The sequence below is a fragment of the Enterococcus sp. C53 genome (genome assembly GCF_040887425.1).
Taxonomy (GTDB): domain Bacteria; phylum Bacillota; class Bacilli; order Lactobacillales; family Enterococcaceae; genus Enterococcus_B; species Enterococcus_B hirae.
Genome location: NZ_JBFOFT010000011.1, coordinates 24612 through 42772, shown reverse-complemented (window position 1 = coordinate 42772; position 18161 = coordinate 24612). Strand labels below are relative to the sequence as shown.

Below are 18161 nucleotides of genomic sequence, written 5' to 3'. Positions count from 1 at the left end.
TCAATCGCAGAAAGATGAGATTTTCTTATATGATGAGAGAGGAATGTGTACAAATGGCAAAAAAGAAATTACCACTAGACTTTAATGCGTTATTAGATGAAGTCAATTCAGATTTTCCAGTATACCAAGCGCTTGACCAAAATGGTAAAGTAGTAAACCCTGATCTTGTTCCTGATTTATCAGATGAACAATTAGTAGAATTAATGACTAGCATGGTTTGGTCTCGTGTATTAGACCAACGTTCAACAGCTTTAAACCGTCAAGGACGTTTAGGATTCTTTGCACCGACAGCTGGTCAAGAAGCTAGCCAACTTGCAAGTGCATTTGCTTTTGAAAAAGAAGACGTATTACTTCCTGGTTACCGTGATGTTCCCCAATTAGTAAAACATGGATTGCCTTTAGCACAAGCTTTCTTATGGTCACGAGGACATGCGGCAGGGAATTTTTATCCAGAAGAATTGAAAGCTCTACCACCACAAATCATTATTGGTGCGCAGTACATCCAAGCGGCTGGTGTGGCTTTAGGTTTGAAAAAACGAAACAAAAAAAATGTGGTCTTCACTTATACTGGTGACGGCGGCTCTTCTCAAGGTGATTTTTATGAAGCAATCAACTTTGCTGGAGCTTATCATGCAAATGCTGTATTTTATATCCAAAACAATGGCTTTGCGATCTCAACACCTCGTGAAAAACAAACAGCTGCTAAAACATTAGCGCAAAAAGCTGTGGCAGCCGGGATTCCAGGGATCCAAGTAGATGGTATGGATCCATTAGCAGTTTATACAGTATCTAAAATGGCACGTGATTGGGCAATCAACGGGAATGGTCCAGTCTTGATTGAGACATTGACTTACCGTTATGGTCCGCATACTTTATCAGGAGATGACCCAACTCGTTACCGTTCTAAAGAAACAGATGACGAATGGCAGAAAAAAGATCCATTGATCCGTTTCCGTAACTACCTAACAGAAAAAGGTCTATGGTCAGAAGAAAAAGAAGAACAAGTAATTGAACAAACAAAAGAGGAAATCAAAGCAGCGATTGCTGAAGCAGATAAGATTCCAAAACAAAAAGTTTCTGATTTCTTAAAAAATATGTTTGAAGTGGCACCACAATCAATTAAAGAACAAATTGCAATCTATGAAGCGAAGGAGTCGAAATAATCATGGCACAAAAAACAATGATTCAAGCAATCACAGATGCCCTAGCACTTGAACTTGAAAATGATGAGAACGTAATCGTTTTTGGTGAAGATGTTGGGAAAAACGGTGGAGTTTTCCGTGCAACGGAAGGATTGCAAGAAAAATTTGGCGAAGAACGCGTTTTCGATACCCCATTAGCTGAATCAGGGATTGCTGGTATGAGTTTTGGGTTAGCTTTAGAAGGTTTTCGTCCAGTACCTGAAATTCAGTTCTTTGGATTTATTTTTGAAGCCATGGATGAAGTAGTCGCACAAATGGCACGTACAAGATATCGAATGGGTGGGACTAGAAATCTACCGATCACGATTCGTTCACCATTTGGTGGTGGGGTTCACACACCAGAACTTCATTCAGATAACTTAGAAGGATTGATTGCTCAATCTCCAGGAATTCGCGTAGTCATTCCATCAAATCCTTATGATGCAAAAGGATTATTGATCTCTTCTATCCGCAGCAATGACCCAGTTGTATTTTTGGAACATATGAAACTTTATCGTTCATTCCGTGAAGAAGTTCCAGATGAAGCTTATGAAGTACCATTGGACAAAGCGGCAATTACTCGTGAAGGAACAGACGTTTCAATCATCACCTATGGCGCAATGGTTCGTGAAGCGATCAAAGCAGCTGACAATCTTGCGAAAGAGGATATTTCAGTAGAAGTCGTTGACCTAAGAACAGTCGCACCGCTAGATATTGACACAATCATTCAATCAGTTGAGAAAACTGGTCGTGTGGTAGTCGTTCAAGAAGCGCAACGACAAGCAGGTGTAAGTGCCCAAGTGATTGCTGAAATCTCAGAACGTGCGATCCTTTCATTAGAAGCACCAATTGGACGTGTAGCAGCACCAGATACTGTTTTTCCATTTGGACAAGCTGAAAACATCTGGTTACCAAATGCGGCTGATATTGAAGCAAAAGTCAAAGAAATTGCAGAATTCTAAGAAATAAGAAGGGACGTAAGTAAATCATGGCATACCAATTTAAATTACCTGACATTGGTGAAGGAATCGCAGAAGGCGAAATCGTCAAATGGTTTGTCAAGCCAGGCGATACCATCAATGAGGATGATACGTTATTAGAAGTTCAAAATGATAAATCAGTAGAAGAAATTCCATCCCCAGTTACTGGGACAGTGAAAAACGTCATCGTACCTGAAGGAACAGTCGCGAATGTTGGCGATGTACTGGTAGAAATCGATGCACCAGGACATGAAGACAATGAAACAAGTGGCGATGCTGGAGTAGCAGCGAAAGAGCAAACACCTGAACATCCAGCTGCTGAACCAACTGAAGCTAGTGCCGATGGTGGGGTCTTTGAATTTAAATTACCCGATATTGGTGAAGGAATCGCAGAAGGTGAAATCGTTAAATGGTTTGTGAAACCAGGCGATACCATCAATGAAGATGACACATTGTTAGAAGTACAAAACGATAAATCGGTAGAAGAAATCCCGTCACCAGTGACTGGAACGGTTAAAAACATCTTGGTATCAGAAGGAACAGTTGCAACTGTTGGTGATGTATTAGTAGAAATCGATGCACCAGGACATAATAGTGCGCCTTCTACTACATCAGAAAAAACAGCTGAATCAACTGATGCTAAAGTAGAAACTTTTGGTTCAGCATCAGTAGCTGAGGCAGCTGATCCTAACAAACGTGTTTTGGCTATGCCATCAGTTCGACAATTTGCTCGTGAAAAAGATGTGGATATCACACAAGTCACTGCAACTGGTAAAGGCGGACGTGTGACAAAAGAAGATATTGAAAGTTATCTATCAGGTGGGCATGCGAGTCAAACAGCATCAGCTGAACCAGCTGCACCTGCGTCAGAAAAAGCGGTTGAAGCGAAAGTTGAAAGCAAGCCAGCAGCACCAGCAAAAGCGTTCAAATCTAATTTAGGTGAATTGGAAGAACGTGTAGCGATGACACCGACACGTAAAGCGATTGCTAAAGCAATGGTCAATAGCAAGCAAACAGCGCCACATGTTACTTTACATGATGAAGTAGAGGTTTCTAAACTTTGGGATAATCGTAAGAGATTTAAAGAAGTGGCAGCTGCGAATGGGACAAAATTGACTTTCTTGCCATACGTGGTAAAAGCATTAACTGCTACTGTGAAGAAATTCCCTATTTTGAATGCGTCAATTGATGATGCGAACCAAGAAATCGTTTATAAAAATTACTATAACATCGGAATTGCAACTGATACAGATCATGGCTTGTATGTACCAAATGTAAAAGATGCAGACCGTAAAGGCATGTTTGCGATTGCGGATGAAATCAATGAAAAAGCAAAACTAGCTCATGAAGGTAAATTAGCAGCTGAAGATATGCGAAATGGCACTATTACGATCAGTAACATTGGTTCTGTAGGTGGCGGTTGGTTTACACCAGTAATCAACTACCCTGAAGTAGCAATTTTAGGTGTGGGAACAATTGCACAACAACCGATCGTTAATGGTGAAGGTGAAATCGTTGTTGGACGAGTGATGAAACTTTCCTTAAGCTTTGATCACCGTATCGTAGACGGAGCAACAGCTCAACAAGCAATGAACAATATCAAACGACTTTTAGCTGATCCTGAGTTATTGATGATGGAAGGATGATAAACAAATGGTAGTTGGAGATTTTGCTGTAGAATTAGACACAGTTGTAATCGGTGCGGGACCTGGTGGCTATGTTGCTGCCATCCGTGCTGCTGAAATGGGACAAAAAGTGGCAATCATTGAAAGAGAATACATCGGTGGTGTTTGTTTAAACGTTGGTTGTATTCCTTCAAAAGCGCTGATTGCTGCAGGACATCATTATCAAGAATCTCTTGATTCAACTTTATTCGGTGTCACGAGTGAAAATGTCACACTTGATTTTGCAAAAACACAAGACTGGAAAGAAAATAAAGTAGTGAAAACACTGACTTCTGGTGTTGGTTTCTTATTGAAAAAACACAAGGTAGAAACAATCGAAGGTGAAGCATTCTTCGTCGATGATCATACATTACGTGTGATCCATCCTGATTCTGCTCAAACGTATTCTTTCAATAATGCAATCATTGCTACTGGTTCCCGTCCGATCGAAATCCCAGGCTTCAAGTTTGGCGGACGTGTACTTGACTCAACAGGCGGCTTAGCTTTAAAAGAAGTACCAAAAAAATTCGTCATCATTGGTGGCGGAGTTATTGGAGCAGAATTAGGTGGAGCCTATGCTAACTTAGGTGCTGAGGTAATGATTCTTGAAGGTTCTCCTCAAATTTTACCTACCTATGAAAAAGATATGGTGAAATTAGTGGAAGACGACTTCAAGAAAAAAGGTGTGACAATCGTAACCAATGCAATGGCGAAAGAAGCTGTTGATAATGGGGACAGTGTGACAGTCAAATATACTGTTGACGGTAAAGAAGAAACAGTGACAGCAGATTATGTTATGGTAACAGTTGGCCGTCGTCCAAATACTGACGATATGGGATTAGAACAAGCGGGTGTCGAAGTCGGTGAACGTGGATTGATTCCAGTGGATCAACAAGGGCGTACGAATGTGCCAAACATTTTTGCAATTGGGGATATCGTACCAGGTGCTGCTTTAGCGCATAAAGCAAGTTATGAAGCAAAAATTGCTGCAGAAGCTATCTCAGGTAAGAAAGTAGCAGTTGACTATAAAGCAATGCCTGCGGTTGCCTTTACAGATCCAGAATTAGCTTCTGTTGGGATGACGATCAAAGAAGCAAAAGAAGCTGGTATTGAAGCTACTGCATATAAATTTCCGTTTTCAGGAAATGGACGGGCGTTATCGCTTGCAAAAACAGAAGGTTTTATCCGTTTAGTGACGACCAATGAAGACAACGTCATCATTGGAGCGCAAATCGGTGGTGTAGGTGCTAGTGATATGGTTTCTGAGCTTGCTTTAGCCATTGAATCAGGAATGAATGCCGAAGACATTGCATTAACGATCCATCCGCATCCATCGCTAGGTGAAATTACGATGGATGCTGCTGAACTCGCTTTAGGTTTACCAATCCATATTTAATTTAGCAATTGGGATATTTTATCCGAGCTGTTTCAAAAAAAGTATGGATGCTGGCGATAGTTACCAGGTTAAAAACATCTTTTTGACAAATTGAATTGATACATGATCGATCAAACATCAAAGTTAGCAAAAATGCTAGCTTTGATGTTTTTTTGTGGTCTTTTCAAAACCTCTTTTTCTGAAAAACAAAAAAGAAAGTCAAGCTTTTTGAAAGAGGGTGTTAGAATAAATGTGGTAAAAGCAATCAGATCAGCATATTTCTATATCAATGATTTGACTAGCGGAACTAGTTGTTTACTAACTAAATTTTAATCACTTTAAAGGAGATTCACTTTATGAGAAAAGAAACGATTAAAACACTTCAAGGAGACTGTCATGAGAATGAAAAGAATAATGAAATTGGCGGTCCTAATAATTCAATTAAAAAGAGAAATGAAAGGATTATAGAAGCATACCAAACAAAAAATACACCGATAGCAGGACTTGCTGAGCGATTTGGAGTATCAAAGAGAACCATTGGAAATGTAACACATAGTCTAAAAGAGCAAAATCTGCAACAGCAAAGCTTAACGAATGAGACAACTAAAGAAAAGGAAGACAGCAATAATCAAAATATCGAAGCATATTTAGCAGGAGAGTTGTGGTTAAGTAAACTTGTTAATAGATTTAACGGATCAGCGAGAACCATTTTGATGAAAATAAAGAAAGTAAGAGAACAGAAGGAAGAGATGCAATATAAAACATCGTCAGAAAATGAAATTTTACAGTTAGATAGAAATAGTTTTGAGGAAAGGGAAGAGTTAGTGAAGCAACAAGAGCTGGTTTCAAAAGTTCTTCTAAAAGATGAGCTGGAACAGGTACATCCTGCTCAGCCAAGGCCTTTAGAGGACAAAGTCACTTCATTAAGAAAACAAAAAAGTGTTGATCATGACAGCCAGTCAAAAAAATACAATCTCAATGACAGTTCAAGCAGAAAAAGAAAGATGCAAGAAAATAAGGACCCAGAAAAGTTTTCACTATCGGCGTTCCCAATTGATAAAGATAGATTGAAAACATCGAGTGTGAAACCTAAGAAGCCAAAGAAATCTCATGTACTTCATGAAGTAGAAGAATATTCACCCAAACTATCACAAATAAGCAAACAAATACATACAACAGAGAATGAGCATTTAATTGATGAGAACCAACAGGATATACTTCAAGGGATCGGTCCTCAACAAAATAAAAACTTTTCTTCATCACTTCCTTTACCAAATAAAGTAGAGGAAGCAACAAGTAGTGAGAACCATATCTTCAATAGCAAACAAGTGCAAGTAACTGGAAGTCATCTAAGAGAAAATCAAGAGGAACACCCAATTTTATCAGAGACAGAAGGTGAATTTGAAAATAGCTTGCTCGATAGTTTATCTGATTTTGACTATTCAAATGAGTCCAATGAAGAACGTTTGTTTTTTCAAAAGTCAGCAAATTTATCCGATGAATTGTCAAATCATAATCTCACGACAGACGAAATAGTGGAAGCATTAATGGAATTTGACGAGACGTTAGACTCAGCAAAAAATCTAGTGGACTATGTGAACGGATCGAATGAACTTCCAAAACAATCTAATAATGATTTATTCGAAGATTTATCAAATGATAGTCTCATGACAGAAGAAATACTGGAAATATTAATGAGATTTGATGAGACATTAAACTCAGGAAAAAAACCAATGAAGTATGTAATGGGATTAAGTGAACGTCAAGAATCGGACAATTTATCCGATGAATTGTCAAATCATAATTTCACGACAGAGAATGAAGCGTCTATGAGCTCGTTAAACATACCTGAACATGAAGGACGTTAGTTTCATATGAAATCCCTTAGGAAAAGTAAAAATGTTAGATCTTTTTCTCTTATCTTAATAAATAAACCTACGTCACCGACAGAATTTATTTTCTCTATTTTGTTAGTGACGGTTCTTTGTATGAACATGTGAATTTTTATAGACTATTACTTATTTTTCTTAGCTAGCGATAAAACATAGTTATTAAACTATAAATTAATTATGTAAACTAGAAAATCGAAACTATTTGGTTATGTACTTATTCTTATGATACACTGATTTTGACTATAGGAAATAGGAGAATGAAGTATGCAAGATTATCAATACCCGCTTGATTTAGATTGGACCACCGAAGAAATGGTCATTGTGATGAAGATGTGGGAGGATTTAGAGTTAGCGAATGAAAAGGGCATCGATAATGCTCGGTTTTTAAAATCATACCAACAATTCAAAACAGTCATTCCATCTATCGGGGAAGAAAAAAAATTAGGAAAAGAATTTGAAAAAGTATCAGGTTATTCATTGTATCGAACAGTTCAAGCAGCAAAAAAGAATCAGAAAAAAATCCTAAAAATGAATGGGTGAGAACATGAATAAACAAGAACTGATCCATCAGATCAAAATTTGGCTTAAAGAAGCAGCTGAGAAAATTCGTGCGGTACAAATCAAGACGCTTAAAGTTGATCAAAAAACCAATCGAAAAGATCTGGTTACCAATATGGATCGTGAAGTCCAAGCTTTTTTGATTGAAAAGATTCAGGCGTATAATCCAGAAGCAAAGATTCTCGCAGAAGAAGAAGGTTACAGTGAGTTAGAAAGCTTTGAAGGGCAAGTATTTGTTATTGATCCAATTGATGGAACCATGAACTTCGTACTTGAACAAGAGAATTTTTGTATTATGTTAGGCGTTTATCAAGATGGTGTTGGACAACTTGGTTTTATTTATGACGTGATGAAAGAAGCGCTGTATTGGGGTGGAAAAGATTTAGGTGTTTATATGAATGACCATCCGTTAACTAAGCCAGAAGACCTTCGTTTAAAAGATGGACTTATTGGTTTGAACGGTTATCTTTTTAGTCATAATCGGTGGAATGTCCGAACGATTGGTGAACAAAGTATGGGTGTTCGTATTTATGGATGTGCAGGACTAGAAATGATTGCACTTTTAAAAGGGAAACATATTGGTTATATTGCAAATTTGAGCCCGTGGGACTATGGCGCAGGGAATGTTTTACTCGCTGAATTTGGAATGAAATATAGCGGTATCTCAGGAGAAAAGCTAAAATTTCGAGGAAGAGAATATTATATTGCGGCTACACCTCAAGCCTATGATGAAATTCGGGCACTTATTGCTGCGGCTGATTCGCTAAATAAGTAAAAAAACCGCAAAATTAAGAAAAATATGGCTAAAATATTAATTTTCTCGAAAAAATGAAAACATTTTACTATATTTCATGAAAAAAGTTTGCTATAATAAACAGTCGAGTAAAATTGCACTGTCATAAAGAACCGAGAAGGAGTTAGTTACATTGAACTATAGAAATGATATCCGTAACGTAGCGATCATCGCCCACGTTGACCACGGAAAAACCACATTGGTTGATGAATTATTGAAACAATCAGATACATTAGACGCACACACACAATTACAAGAACGTGCGATGGATTCAAATGCTTTAGAAAAAGAACGTGGAATCACGATTTTAGCAAAAAATACCGCAGTTGATTATAAAGGGATTCGTGTCAATATCATGGATACACCTGGGCATGCGGACTTTGGTGGCGAAGTTGAACGAATCATGAAAATGGTTGACGGCGTTGTCTTAGTAGTTGATGCTTATGAAGGAACGATGCCACAAACTCGTTTTGTTTTGAAAAAAGCGCTAGAACAACATATTACACCGATCGTAGTTGTGAATAAAATTGATAAACCTTCTGCACGACCTGAGTTTGTTGTTGATGAAGTATTAGAATTATTTATTGAACTAGGTGCAGATGATGATCAATTAGATTTCCCAGTTATCTATGCTTCAGCATTAAACGGAACATCTAGCTTGTCTGATGATCCAGCTGATCAAGAACCAACAATGGCACCGATCTTTGATACAATTGTTGAAAAAATTCCTGCGCCAGTAGACAATAGCGATGAACCATTACAATTCCAAGTATCATTGCTTGATTATAACGACTATGTTGGACGTATCGGGATTGGTCGTGTCTTCCGTGGAACGATCAAAGTAGGGGACCAAGTTGCCTTACTAAAATTAGACGGTTCAGTTAAAAAATTCCGTGTAACTAAATTATTTGGTTTCTTCGGCTTGAAACGTTTAGAAATTGACGAAGCAAAAGCTGGAGATCTAATTGCCGTATCAGGAATGGAAGATATTTTCGTTGGGGAAACAGTGACACCTGTGGACCACCAAGATGCTCTGCCAATTCTACACATTGACGAACCAACACTGCAAATGACTTTCTTAGTGAATAATTCACCATTTGCTGGCCGTGAAGGGAAATATGTCACTGCTCGTAAAATTGAAGAACGCTTGATGGCTGAGTTGCAAACGGATGTTTCATTGCGTGTTGAACCAACAAATTCTCCAGATGCTTGGACTGTTTCTGGTCGTGGAGAACTTCATTTGTCAATCTTGATCGAAAACATGCGTCGTGAAGGTTATGAACTACAAGTATCGCGTCCTGAAGTTATCGAAAAAGAAATTGATGGCGTGAAATGTGAACCTTTTGAACGTGTTCAAATCGACACACCTGAAGAATATATGGGTAGCGTAATCGAATCATTAAGCTTACGTAAAGGTGAAATGCAAGACATGATCCATACTGGTAATGGACAAATCCGTCTAACATTTTTAACACCAGCTCGTGGCTTGATTGGTTATTCAACTGAATTCCTTTCAATGACTCGTGGCTACGGAATCATGAACCACACATTTGATCAATACCTACCAATGTTACCAGGTCAAATCGGTGGACGACACCAAGGTGCGTTAGTATCAATCGATACTGGAAAAGCAACGACTTATTCCATCATGAGTATCGAAGAACGTGGAACTGTTTTTGTTGAACCAGGTACAGAAGTTTATGAAGGTATGATCATTGGTGAAAATAGTCGTGACAATGACTTGACTGTTAACATTACGAAAGCAAAACAAATGACTAACGTTCGTTCTGCTACCAAGGACCAAACATCTGTTATCAAAAAACCAAAACAATTGACGTTAGAAGAATCGTTAGAATTCTTGAATGACGATGAATATTGTGAAGTAACACCGGAAAGTATCCGTTTAAGAAAACAAATCTTAAACAAAAATGCACGTGAAAAAGCTTCTAAAAAGAAAAAATAATCATCTGTTCAACTTGTTGATACAGTGATGTTTAGCTTTGAGAAATAAACCGAAGAAGTCCAAAAATAGGAGTAACTATTTTCGGGCATCTTCGGTTTATTTTTTGTTCAGATGACTGGTAAATCAGCATTAAAGTGGATGAAAAGAAAAATACTGTCGGCAAATTTTGCTTCTCAATTTTTTAGAACGTATTCAATTGTTTGAAATTAAAAGGAGAGAATTGTTTTTCCTTTTTCTAAAATTGTTATCTGTGGAGAAGTTAATAAAAATCAAAAGAAAAATTCAATAAGTACGCTAAAAGTTTATTAAAAGTCTTTTTAAAATCTTTAATCACCTCGGTTTTTGTTTCACGAAAAGCAAAAGTTTCACAAAAAGAATGTTGTACTTGATTGCTTGGAGAAGTAAAATATAATTGACGTATTATAGTTATAGAGGGGCGATAGAAGAGTCAATAATAAAAGATTGCTCTAGGCTTTTTATAAATAAAAAAAACTAAACCGTGGACGAGCGACAGTTTTTTGACATAAAGCTGAATTTCGTAAAACATGGGGAGCTGTTTCAAGATTATCATCCTTAATGCTCCTGCGATTACTCGTCGCAGTTTTTACTTGGTGAGCGCTCAGGTCAAAGCGCTCTTTTCACAACCTCTTATTCACGGTGTTCAAGCATCAGCTCCTTGAAATAAGCCTGAATTTTTCAAAACATGAGAAGCTGTTTTAAAAAATTCTTTCTTATTGTCATCGGAGCTTCCCGATGCTTTCACAACCTCTTATTCACGGTGTTCAAGAAGCAACTCCTTAGTAATAAGCGATGATTTTCTAAAATATGAGAAGCTATTTTAAAAAATCCTCTCTTATTCGCTCGGAGCTGATCGCTTCTTTCACAACCTCTTAAATCAACTAAAAAGTAGGGATAAAATGAATGATATATTAAAACAATACTTTGGTTATGAAGTATTTCGCCCTGGACAAAAAGAAATTATCCGAAAGGTACTTGGTCATGAAGACGTCCTAGGGATCATGCCTACAGGAAGTGGGAAGTCCATTTGTTATCAATTGCCAGCGTTGATGCTGGATGGCTTGACTGTGGTCATTTCTCCCTTGATCTCTCTGATGAAAGATCAAGTAGATGCTGCCAATCAGTTAGGCATTTCAGCGACATTTATCAATAGTTCATTGGATAGTTATGAGACTGCTTCTCGGTTTCGATTACTCGAACAGCAACAAATCCAATTATTATATGTTGCGCCAGAACGGTTTATCATGCCAGATTTTATCCAATCAATGAAACGTTGGCACGTGCAACTGATAGCGATTGATGAAGCGCATTGTATTTCACAATGGGGACATGATTTTCGTCCAAGCTATCTTCATATGGCAGAAACATTAAACACGTTTGATCAACGACCGGTCATTGTGGCATTGACTGCTACTGCAACAAAGCAAGTAGCAGAAGATATTAAAAGACTTTTAAAGATACCAATGGATAATCATATTCAAACGGGTTTTGCACGAGAAAATCTACGTTTACAAGTAGTAAAAGATCAAAAAAAAGAGCAGTACTTAATTGAGTATCTACGTATCAATAAAAAGCAATCAGGGATCATTTATGCCGCTACCCGCAAAGAAGTTGATCGAATCTATCATTTGTTAAAGAAATTTGATTTCAGTATTGGCAGATATCATGGTGGGATGAGTGAAAGCCAACGAACAGAAATCCAAGAAGACTTTTTATATGACCGTACAGAATTATTAGTTGCAACGAATGCTTTTGGCATGGGGATCAATAAGAGTAACATCCGCTTCGTCATTCACTATCAGATTCCTGGTTCTTTAGAAGCTTACTATCAGGAGGCGGGACGAGCAGGTCGTGATGGGCTCTTAAGTGAGGCTGTCTTGTTGTTTGCTCCCCAAGATATACAGGTCCAAAAATTTTTTATCCAACAATCTCAACGAGAAGAGTCACAAAAACAAAAAGAATACGAAAAATTAAAAGCAATGACGGAATACGTCTACATCGAATCCTGTCTGCAACAATATATTCTTACTTATTTTGGCGAAAAAAGTATCCCATGTGGAAGATGTGGTAACTGTTTAGATGAACGTGAACTAGTCGATGTAACGACTGAAACACAGATGGTGTTGTCTTGCTTGAAACGCATGGGTGAAAATTATGGGAAACAATTGTTGATGAAGGTATTAGCTGGTTCGAAAGAACAAAAAGTCAAGATGCTAGGTTTTCAAGCGTTATCAACTTACGGCTTATTAAAAAAATGGGCACAAAAAGATATTCTTCAGTTGATCGAGTATCTTATTTCTGGTGGTTATCTGTATTCAATGAACGGTGAATACCCCACGTTGAAAGTAACGGAACTAGGAATCGAAGTGTTAAAAGGGAAACAAAAAGTATTTAAAAAAGAAGCTGAAAAAGTCCAACAACTTTCTGATGAAGAAGCTGACACCTTATTTGAAACGCTAAGAGAGTTACGCACTGACTTAGCTTCTGAAGCAGGCGTGCCGCCTTATGTGGTTTTTTCAGATGCGACTTTAAAAGAAATGAGTCGACAACGTCCAAAAGATCGACTTTCTTTATTGCAGATAAAAGGGGTAGGACAAAGCAAGTTAGACAAATACGGGGACGCTTTTTTAGCACTGATACTTTCTAGTTAAGTAGTGTATCGTTTGTAAAATTAGTACATCTATTGTTTTTGCTCATGATAGGCTAGCAAATAGTAAAAAAAGAAGAAAATCCCTGAGCGAAAACTGGGATTTTTCCCCGTTAGAATTTTAAGTATGTTATAATAAATAAACTTAGAATGGGGGTAGGCTTAGATGGATTCTCTATCAAATGAATTTGCAGTTCAAGTGCTTAAAGATGAATCAGAACGAATCAAACGCTTGATCAAAAATCAAAAAAATAGCCTGTGTATCTCACAATGTAAGGCATTTGAAGAAGTAGTAGATACGCAAATGTATGGCTTCTCACAACAAGTCGGATTTGCCGTTCGTGTAGGCATCATCGATAAAACGGAAGGACAATTGTTGCTGAGTGAGCTAGAGCGTGAATTGAACCGATTATATAGTGAGGTTTACCAAGAAAATTACGATAAAAAAGAAATTGGCAAGGAGGAGTAAACTTGCCTAAGAAAGTAAAAAAAAGGCATTTATTAAACTATAGTATTTTGATTCCTTACTTGATTCTATGTATTTTAGGTTTAATCATGGTCTATAGTTCATCATCTTATTTATTGCTAGAAAATGGAAGCAGTCCTTCCGCCTCTTTTTTTAACCAAAGTTTGTTTTGGGGCGTTAGCTTAGTAGCTATTGGACTTTTATATAAAATGAAAACATCCGTATTAAAAAATCAACGACTGATTATGGCAGCTATTGCTGTACTGACGATCTTGCTATTGATCGTTTTATTCTTCGGGAAAGAGATCAATGGAGCGAAAGGATGGCTTCAAATCGCTGGATTCTCTCTCCAGCCAGCTGAATACTTAAAGATCATTGTAATTTGGTACTTAGCATTAACGTTATCTAAAAGACAAAGAAGCGTTCAAAAAGATTTTGTTTCTACTGTTAAAAGACCGTTACTGTTAGTGTTGGCGCTAACAGCGCTAGTTGCTATTTTACCCGATTTTGGTAATGCAACTGTCATTTTTTTAATTATCTTAGTCTTACTTTTGGCTAGTGGTATCAACTACGTTTATACGTTGATCGTTGGGGTCGGTGGAGTTGGCTTGAGTGCTTTAGCAATCTGGTTGATCAATATCACCCACGGGAAAATATTTCCCGGACGTTTACAATATATCTATAACCGATTTGCCATTTATCAAAATCCTTTTTCTGATGAGTTGAACAAAGGGCATCAATTAGCTAATGGTTATTATGCGATGTTCAATGGAGGGCTTTTTGGCCGAGGTCTTGGAAATAGTATCCAGAAAAAAGGTTTTTTAAATGAAGCGCAGACGGACTTTATTTATGCCATTGTGGTAGAAGAGTTAGGCGTGATCATGGGGATCTTGATTCTTGCTTTACTGTTTTTCATGATTGTTCGGATCTTTTTGGTGGGGATTCGCTCAAAAGATCCATTTAATTCTCTATTATGTATTGGGATTGGTGCCATGTTCATGATCCAAATATTTATCAATTTGGGAGGGATAACCGGCGTTATTCCATTAACTGGGATCACTTTCCCATTTTTGAGTCAGGGAGGATCTAGTTTATTGATGTTATCCATTTGTGTTGGCTTCGTCTTGAATATCAGTGCAGATGAAAAACGAAAAAGTTTAGGTTTATACTAAAAAGATGTAGGAGTGGTTTGATGGAAAAAGTTTTAGTTGCTAACAGAGGAGAAATTGCTGTACGAGTGTTTCGAGCATGTACAGAATTAGGAATTAAAACTGTAGGTATCTACGCAAAAGAAGATGAGTATTCCGTGCACCGGTTTAAAGCAGATGAAGCATATCTAGTTGGCGAAGGGAAAAAACCGATTGATGCTTACTTAGATATTGAAGGGATTATTGCCATTGCGAAAGCCTGTGGAGCGGATGCGATCCATCCAGGCTATGGGTTGTTATCTGAAAATCTAAGTTTTGCAAAACGATGCAAGGAAGAAGGCATCACTTTTGTAGGACCAGACTTACATCATTTGGATATCTTTGGTGACAAGATCAAAGCAAAAGCAGCAGCTATCGCAGCTGGAATTGCTTCGATTCCTGGGACTGATGGACCGATTGAAAAGGTCGAAGATGCTTTGTCTTTTGCTGAAACGTACGGTTATCCGATCATGATCAAAGCCGCTCTAGGTGGTGGGGGACGAGGAATGCGTGTCGCCCATGATGAAAAAAGCGCTCGAGAAGGCTATGATCGCGCGAAAAGTGAAGCAAAAGCGGCTTTTGGCAGCGATGAAGTGTATGTTGAAAAATATATTGCAAATCCTAAACACATCGAAGTCCAAATTTTGGGCGATAAACATGGAAATGTGATCCATTTATTTGAAAGAGACTGCTCTGTACAAAGACGTCACCAAAAGGTAGTAGAGGTAGCACCTTGTGTCTCCATGTCGACTGAACAACGAGAACGCATCTGTCAAGCAGCCGTTCAATTAATGAAACACGTTGGTTATGTCAATGCTGGGACGGTTGAATTTTTAGTTGAAGGAAATGACTTTTATTTTATCGAAGTCAACCCTCGAGTCCAAGTGGAACATACGATTACAGAGATGATTACCGATGTGGACATCGTGACTACTCAATTATTGATTGCCCAAGGGAAAGATTTACACAGTGAAATTGGTCTGCCGCAACAAGCAGATATCAAACTAAATGGTTCTGCGATTCAATGTCGGATCACTACAGAAGACCCGTTGAATCATTTTCTTCCTGATACAGGGAAAATCGATACTTACCGTTCACCTGGTGGTTTCGGAGTGCGTTTAGATGTCGGTAATGCTTATGCAGGATATGTGGTTACCCCATACTTTGATTCACTTTTAGTCAAAGTTTGTACACATGCAGCAGATTTTGATACGGCAATCCAAAAAATGGAACGTTGCTTAAAAGAATTTCGGATTCGTGGAGTCAAAACCAATATTCCATTTATGTTGAATGTGATTTCCCATCCTGAATTTCAATCAGGAAACGCTAAAACGACATTTATCGATAATACAAAAGAATTGTTTGAGTTCCCTCGTTTACGCGACCGTGGGAATAAAACAATGAAATACATCGGTGAAATTACCGTGAATGGCTTCCCGGGAATCAAAAATGGTGAAAAACCATTTTATGAATCTCCTCGGGTACCGAAAGATTTGATTAAACGCCCAGATTATCTGACAGCAAAAAATGTTTTAGATTCTGATGGTTCGGATGCGTTAGTCCAATGGATCAAATCGCAAGAAAACTTGTTATTGACTGATACGACATTTAGAGATGCTCATCAAAGTTTATTAGCAACTCGTGTTCGTACGAAAGACTTTAAAGAGATTGCTCAATTGACCGGTGAAGGATTACCTGAACTATTCTCAAGTGAGATGTGGGGAGGAGCAACCTTTGACGTCGCTTATCGCTTCTTGAATGAAGATCCTTGGCAAAGATTAAGAAAGATCCGAGCATTGATGCCAAATACGCTGTTACAAATGTTGTTCAGAGGTTCAAATGCAGTCGGTTATTCCAATTATCCGGATAACGTCTTAGTAGAATTTGTGAAAGAAGCAGCGGCTCAAGGAATTGATGTGTTTCGAATCTTTGACAGTTTGAACTGGGTACCGCAAATGGAAAAAAGTATCCAAGCGGTTCGAGACACAGGTAAGATTGCAGAAGCTGCGATCTGCTATACCGGAGATATCAATGATCCTAGTCGTGCAAAATATAATGTCCAATATTACAAGGACATGGCGAAAGAACTAGAACAACTTGGGGCGCATATCATTGCGATCAAAGATATGGCTGGCTTGCTGAAACCACAAGCTGCTTATCGCTTGATCAGTGAATTGAAAGAGACTACTGATCTGCCAATCCACCTTCATACACATGATACGAGTGGAAATGGAATCATTACCTATTCTGCAGCTTCAAAGGCTGGGGTAGATATCGTTGATGTGGCGATGAGTGCGATGAGTGGGAATACAAGTCAACCAAGTATGAGCAGTTTGTATTATGCTTTGGTCAACGGTCCACGGTTGCCAGAGATCAATATTCAAAATGCACAACAATTGAATCATTACTGGGAAGATGTCCGTATGTATTACAAACCATTTGAGAACGGTTTGAATGCACCAGAAACAGAAGTATATATGCATGAAATGCCTGGTGGACAATACTCTAATCTCCAACAACAAGCCAAAGCAGTTGGTTTAGGAAATAAATGGGATGACATCAAACAGATGTACCATACAGTGAACCTGATGTTTGGTGATATCGTGAAAGTTACCCCTTCATCAAAAGTTGTAGGAGACATGGCCTTGTTCATGGTTCAAAATGATTTAACGGAGGAAGATATCTATGAAAAAGGTGAAACACTGAGTTTCCCTGAATCTGTCATTACTTTCTTCCAAGGAGAGCTAGGACAACCGGTTGGAGGATTCCCGGAAAAATTACAAAAGATCATCCTTAAAGGACGAGAAGCGATTACTGAACGTCCTGGAGCTTTAGCTAAACCAGTTGATTTCCAACAAGTCAAAGCAGAATTAGCTGAAAAAATCGGCTATGAACCTAAACAAGAAGAAGTGCTGAGCTATTTGATGTATCCGCAAGTCTTTCTAGATTATCAAGCAGCCTATAATCAATTTGGTGATGTGACATTACTTGATACACCAACATTCTTCCAAGGGATTCGCTTAGGAGAAACGGTGAATGTTCAAATTGAAAAAGGCAAGATTTTGATTATTCGCTTGGATGAAATCGGCGAACCAGATATTGAAGGAAATCGTGTCTTATTCTTTAACTTGAATGGGCAACGTCGTGAAATCACAGTGAACGACCATTCGATCATCAGTACTGTACAAACACGTGTGAAAGCTGAACCAACAAATCGTGAACATATCGGTGCAACGATGTTTGGTTCTGTATTAGATGTATTAGTCAAAAAAGGAGATCATGTCAAAAAAGGCGATACATTGATGATCACGGAAGCAATGAAAATGGAAACGGCAATTGAAGCTCGTTTTGATGGTGAAATTGCGCATGTCTATGTAACAGATGGCGATGCGATCGCTTCTGGTGACTTATTGATTGAAGTAACTGAAAAATAAAGG

12 protein-coding genes are annotated in these 18161 nt (G+C 38.2%); all 12 read left to right on the top strand.

What is annotated here, in order from left to right:
* Window positions 1-53: 53 nt before the first annotated feature.
* The 12 genes from pdhA (at window position 54) to AB3I42_RS12385 (ending at window position 18158) form a co-directional block, all read left to right on the top strand.
* A complete protein-coding gene (gene pdhA / locus AB3I42_RS12440) occupies window positions 54-1163 on the top strand; it encodes a pyruvate dehydrogenase (acetyl-transferring) E1 component subunit alpha (RefSeq protein ID WP_010719372.1) in 1110 nt (369 codons plus the stop codon).
* 2 nt (window positions 1164-1165) lie between these two features.
* A complete protein-coding gene (locus AB3I42_RS12435) occupies window positions 1166-2143 on the top strand; it encodes an alpha-ketoacid dehydrogenase subunit beta (RefSeq protein WP_010737448.1) in 978 nt (325 codons plus the stop codon).
* A gap of 26 nt (window positions 2144-2169) precedes the next feature.
* The gene (locus AB3I42_RS12430; RefSeq protein WP_081125636.1) at window positions 2170-3807 is read left to right on the top strand and encodes a dihydrolipoyllysine-residue acetyltransferase; all 1638 of its coding nucleotides are present in this window, start codon (window positions 2170-2172) and stop codon (window positions 3805-3807) included.
* A 7-nt stretch (window positions 3808-3814) separates the two neighbouring features.
* The gene (gene lpdA, locus AB3I42_RS12425; RefSeq protein ID WP_181914544.1) at window positions 3815-5221 is read left to right on the top strand and encodes a dihydrolipoyl dehydrogenase; all 1407 of its coding nucleotides are present in this window, start codon (window positions 3815-3817) and stop codon (window positions 5219-5221) included.
* Between the two features lie 335 nt (window positions 5222-5556).
* Window positions 5557-7068 carry a hypothetical protein gene (locus tag AB3I42_RS12420; protein WP_368022531.1) on the top strand — a complete coding sequence of 504 codons (1512 nt, stop codon included), beginning with the start codon at window positions 5557-5559 and terminating at the stop codon, window positions 7066-7068.
* Window positions 7069-7356: 288 nt separating this feature from the next.
* Window positions 7357-7632: a UPF0223 family protein gene (locus AB3I42_RS12415; protein WP_010719359.1), complete on the top strand. Its 276-nt coding sequence runs from the start codon at window positions 7357-7359 to the stop codon at window positions 7630-7632.
* Window positions 7633-7636: 4 nt separating this feature from the next.
* A complete protein-coding gene (locus AB3I42_RS12410; protein ID WP_014834711.1) occupies window positions 7637-8425 on the top strand; it encodes an inositol monophosphatase family protein in 789 nt (262 codons plus the stop codon).
* A 151-nt stretch (window positions 8426-8576) separates the two neighbouring features.
* Entirely contained in the window at window positions 8577-10406 is a 1830-nt protein-coding gene (gene typA / locus AB3I42_RS12405; RefSeq protein ID WP_010737451.1) for a translational GTPase TypA, read from the top strand.
* A 917-nt stretch (window positions 10407-11323) separates the two neighbouring features.
* A complete protein-coding gene (gene recQ, locus AB3I42_RS12400; RefSeq protein ID WP_131773164.1) occupies window positions 11324-13075 on the top strand; it encodes a DNA helicase RecQ in 1752 nt (583 codons plus the stop codon).
* Window positions 13076-13237: 162 nt separating this feature from the next.
* The gene (locus AB3I42_RS12395) at window positions 13238-13540 is read left to right on the top strand and encodes a DUF1507 family protein (RefSeq protein WP_010719354.1); all 303 of its coding nucleotides are present in this window, start codon (window positions 13238-13240) and stop codon (window positions 13538-13540) included.
* Window positions 13541-13542: 2 nt separating this feature from the next.
* Window positions 13543-14709 (top strand): FtsW/RodA/SpoVE family cell cycle protein, encoded by a 1167-nt coding sequence (locus AB3I42_RS12390; protein ID WP_010719353.1) that lies wholly within the window; start codon window positions 13543-13545, stop codon window positions 14707-14709.
* Window positions 14710-14729: 20 nt separating this feature from the next.
* Entirely contained in the window at window positions 14730-18158 is a 3429-nt protein-coding gene (locus tag AB3I42_RS12385; protein ID WP_368022530.1) for a pyruvate carboxylase, read from the top strand.
* The last annotated feature ends 3 nt before the right edge of the window (window positions 18159-18161 follow it).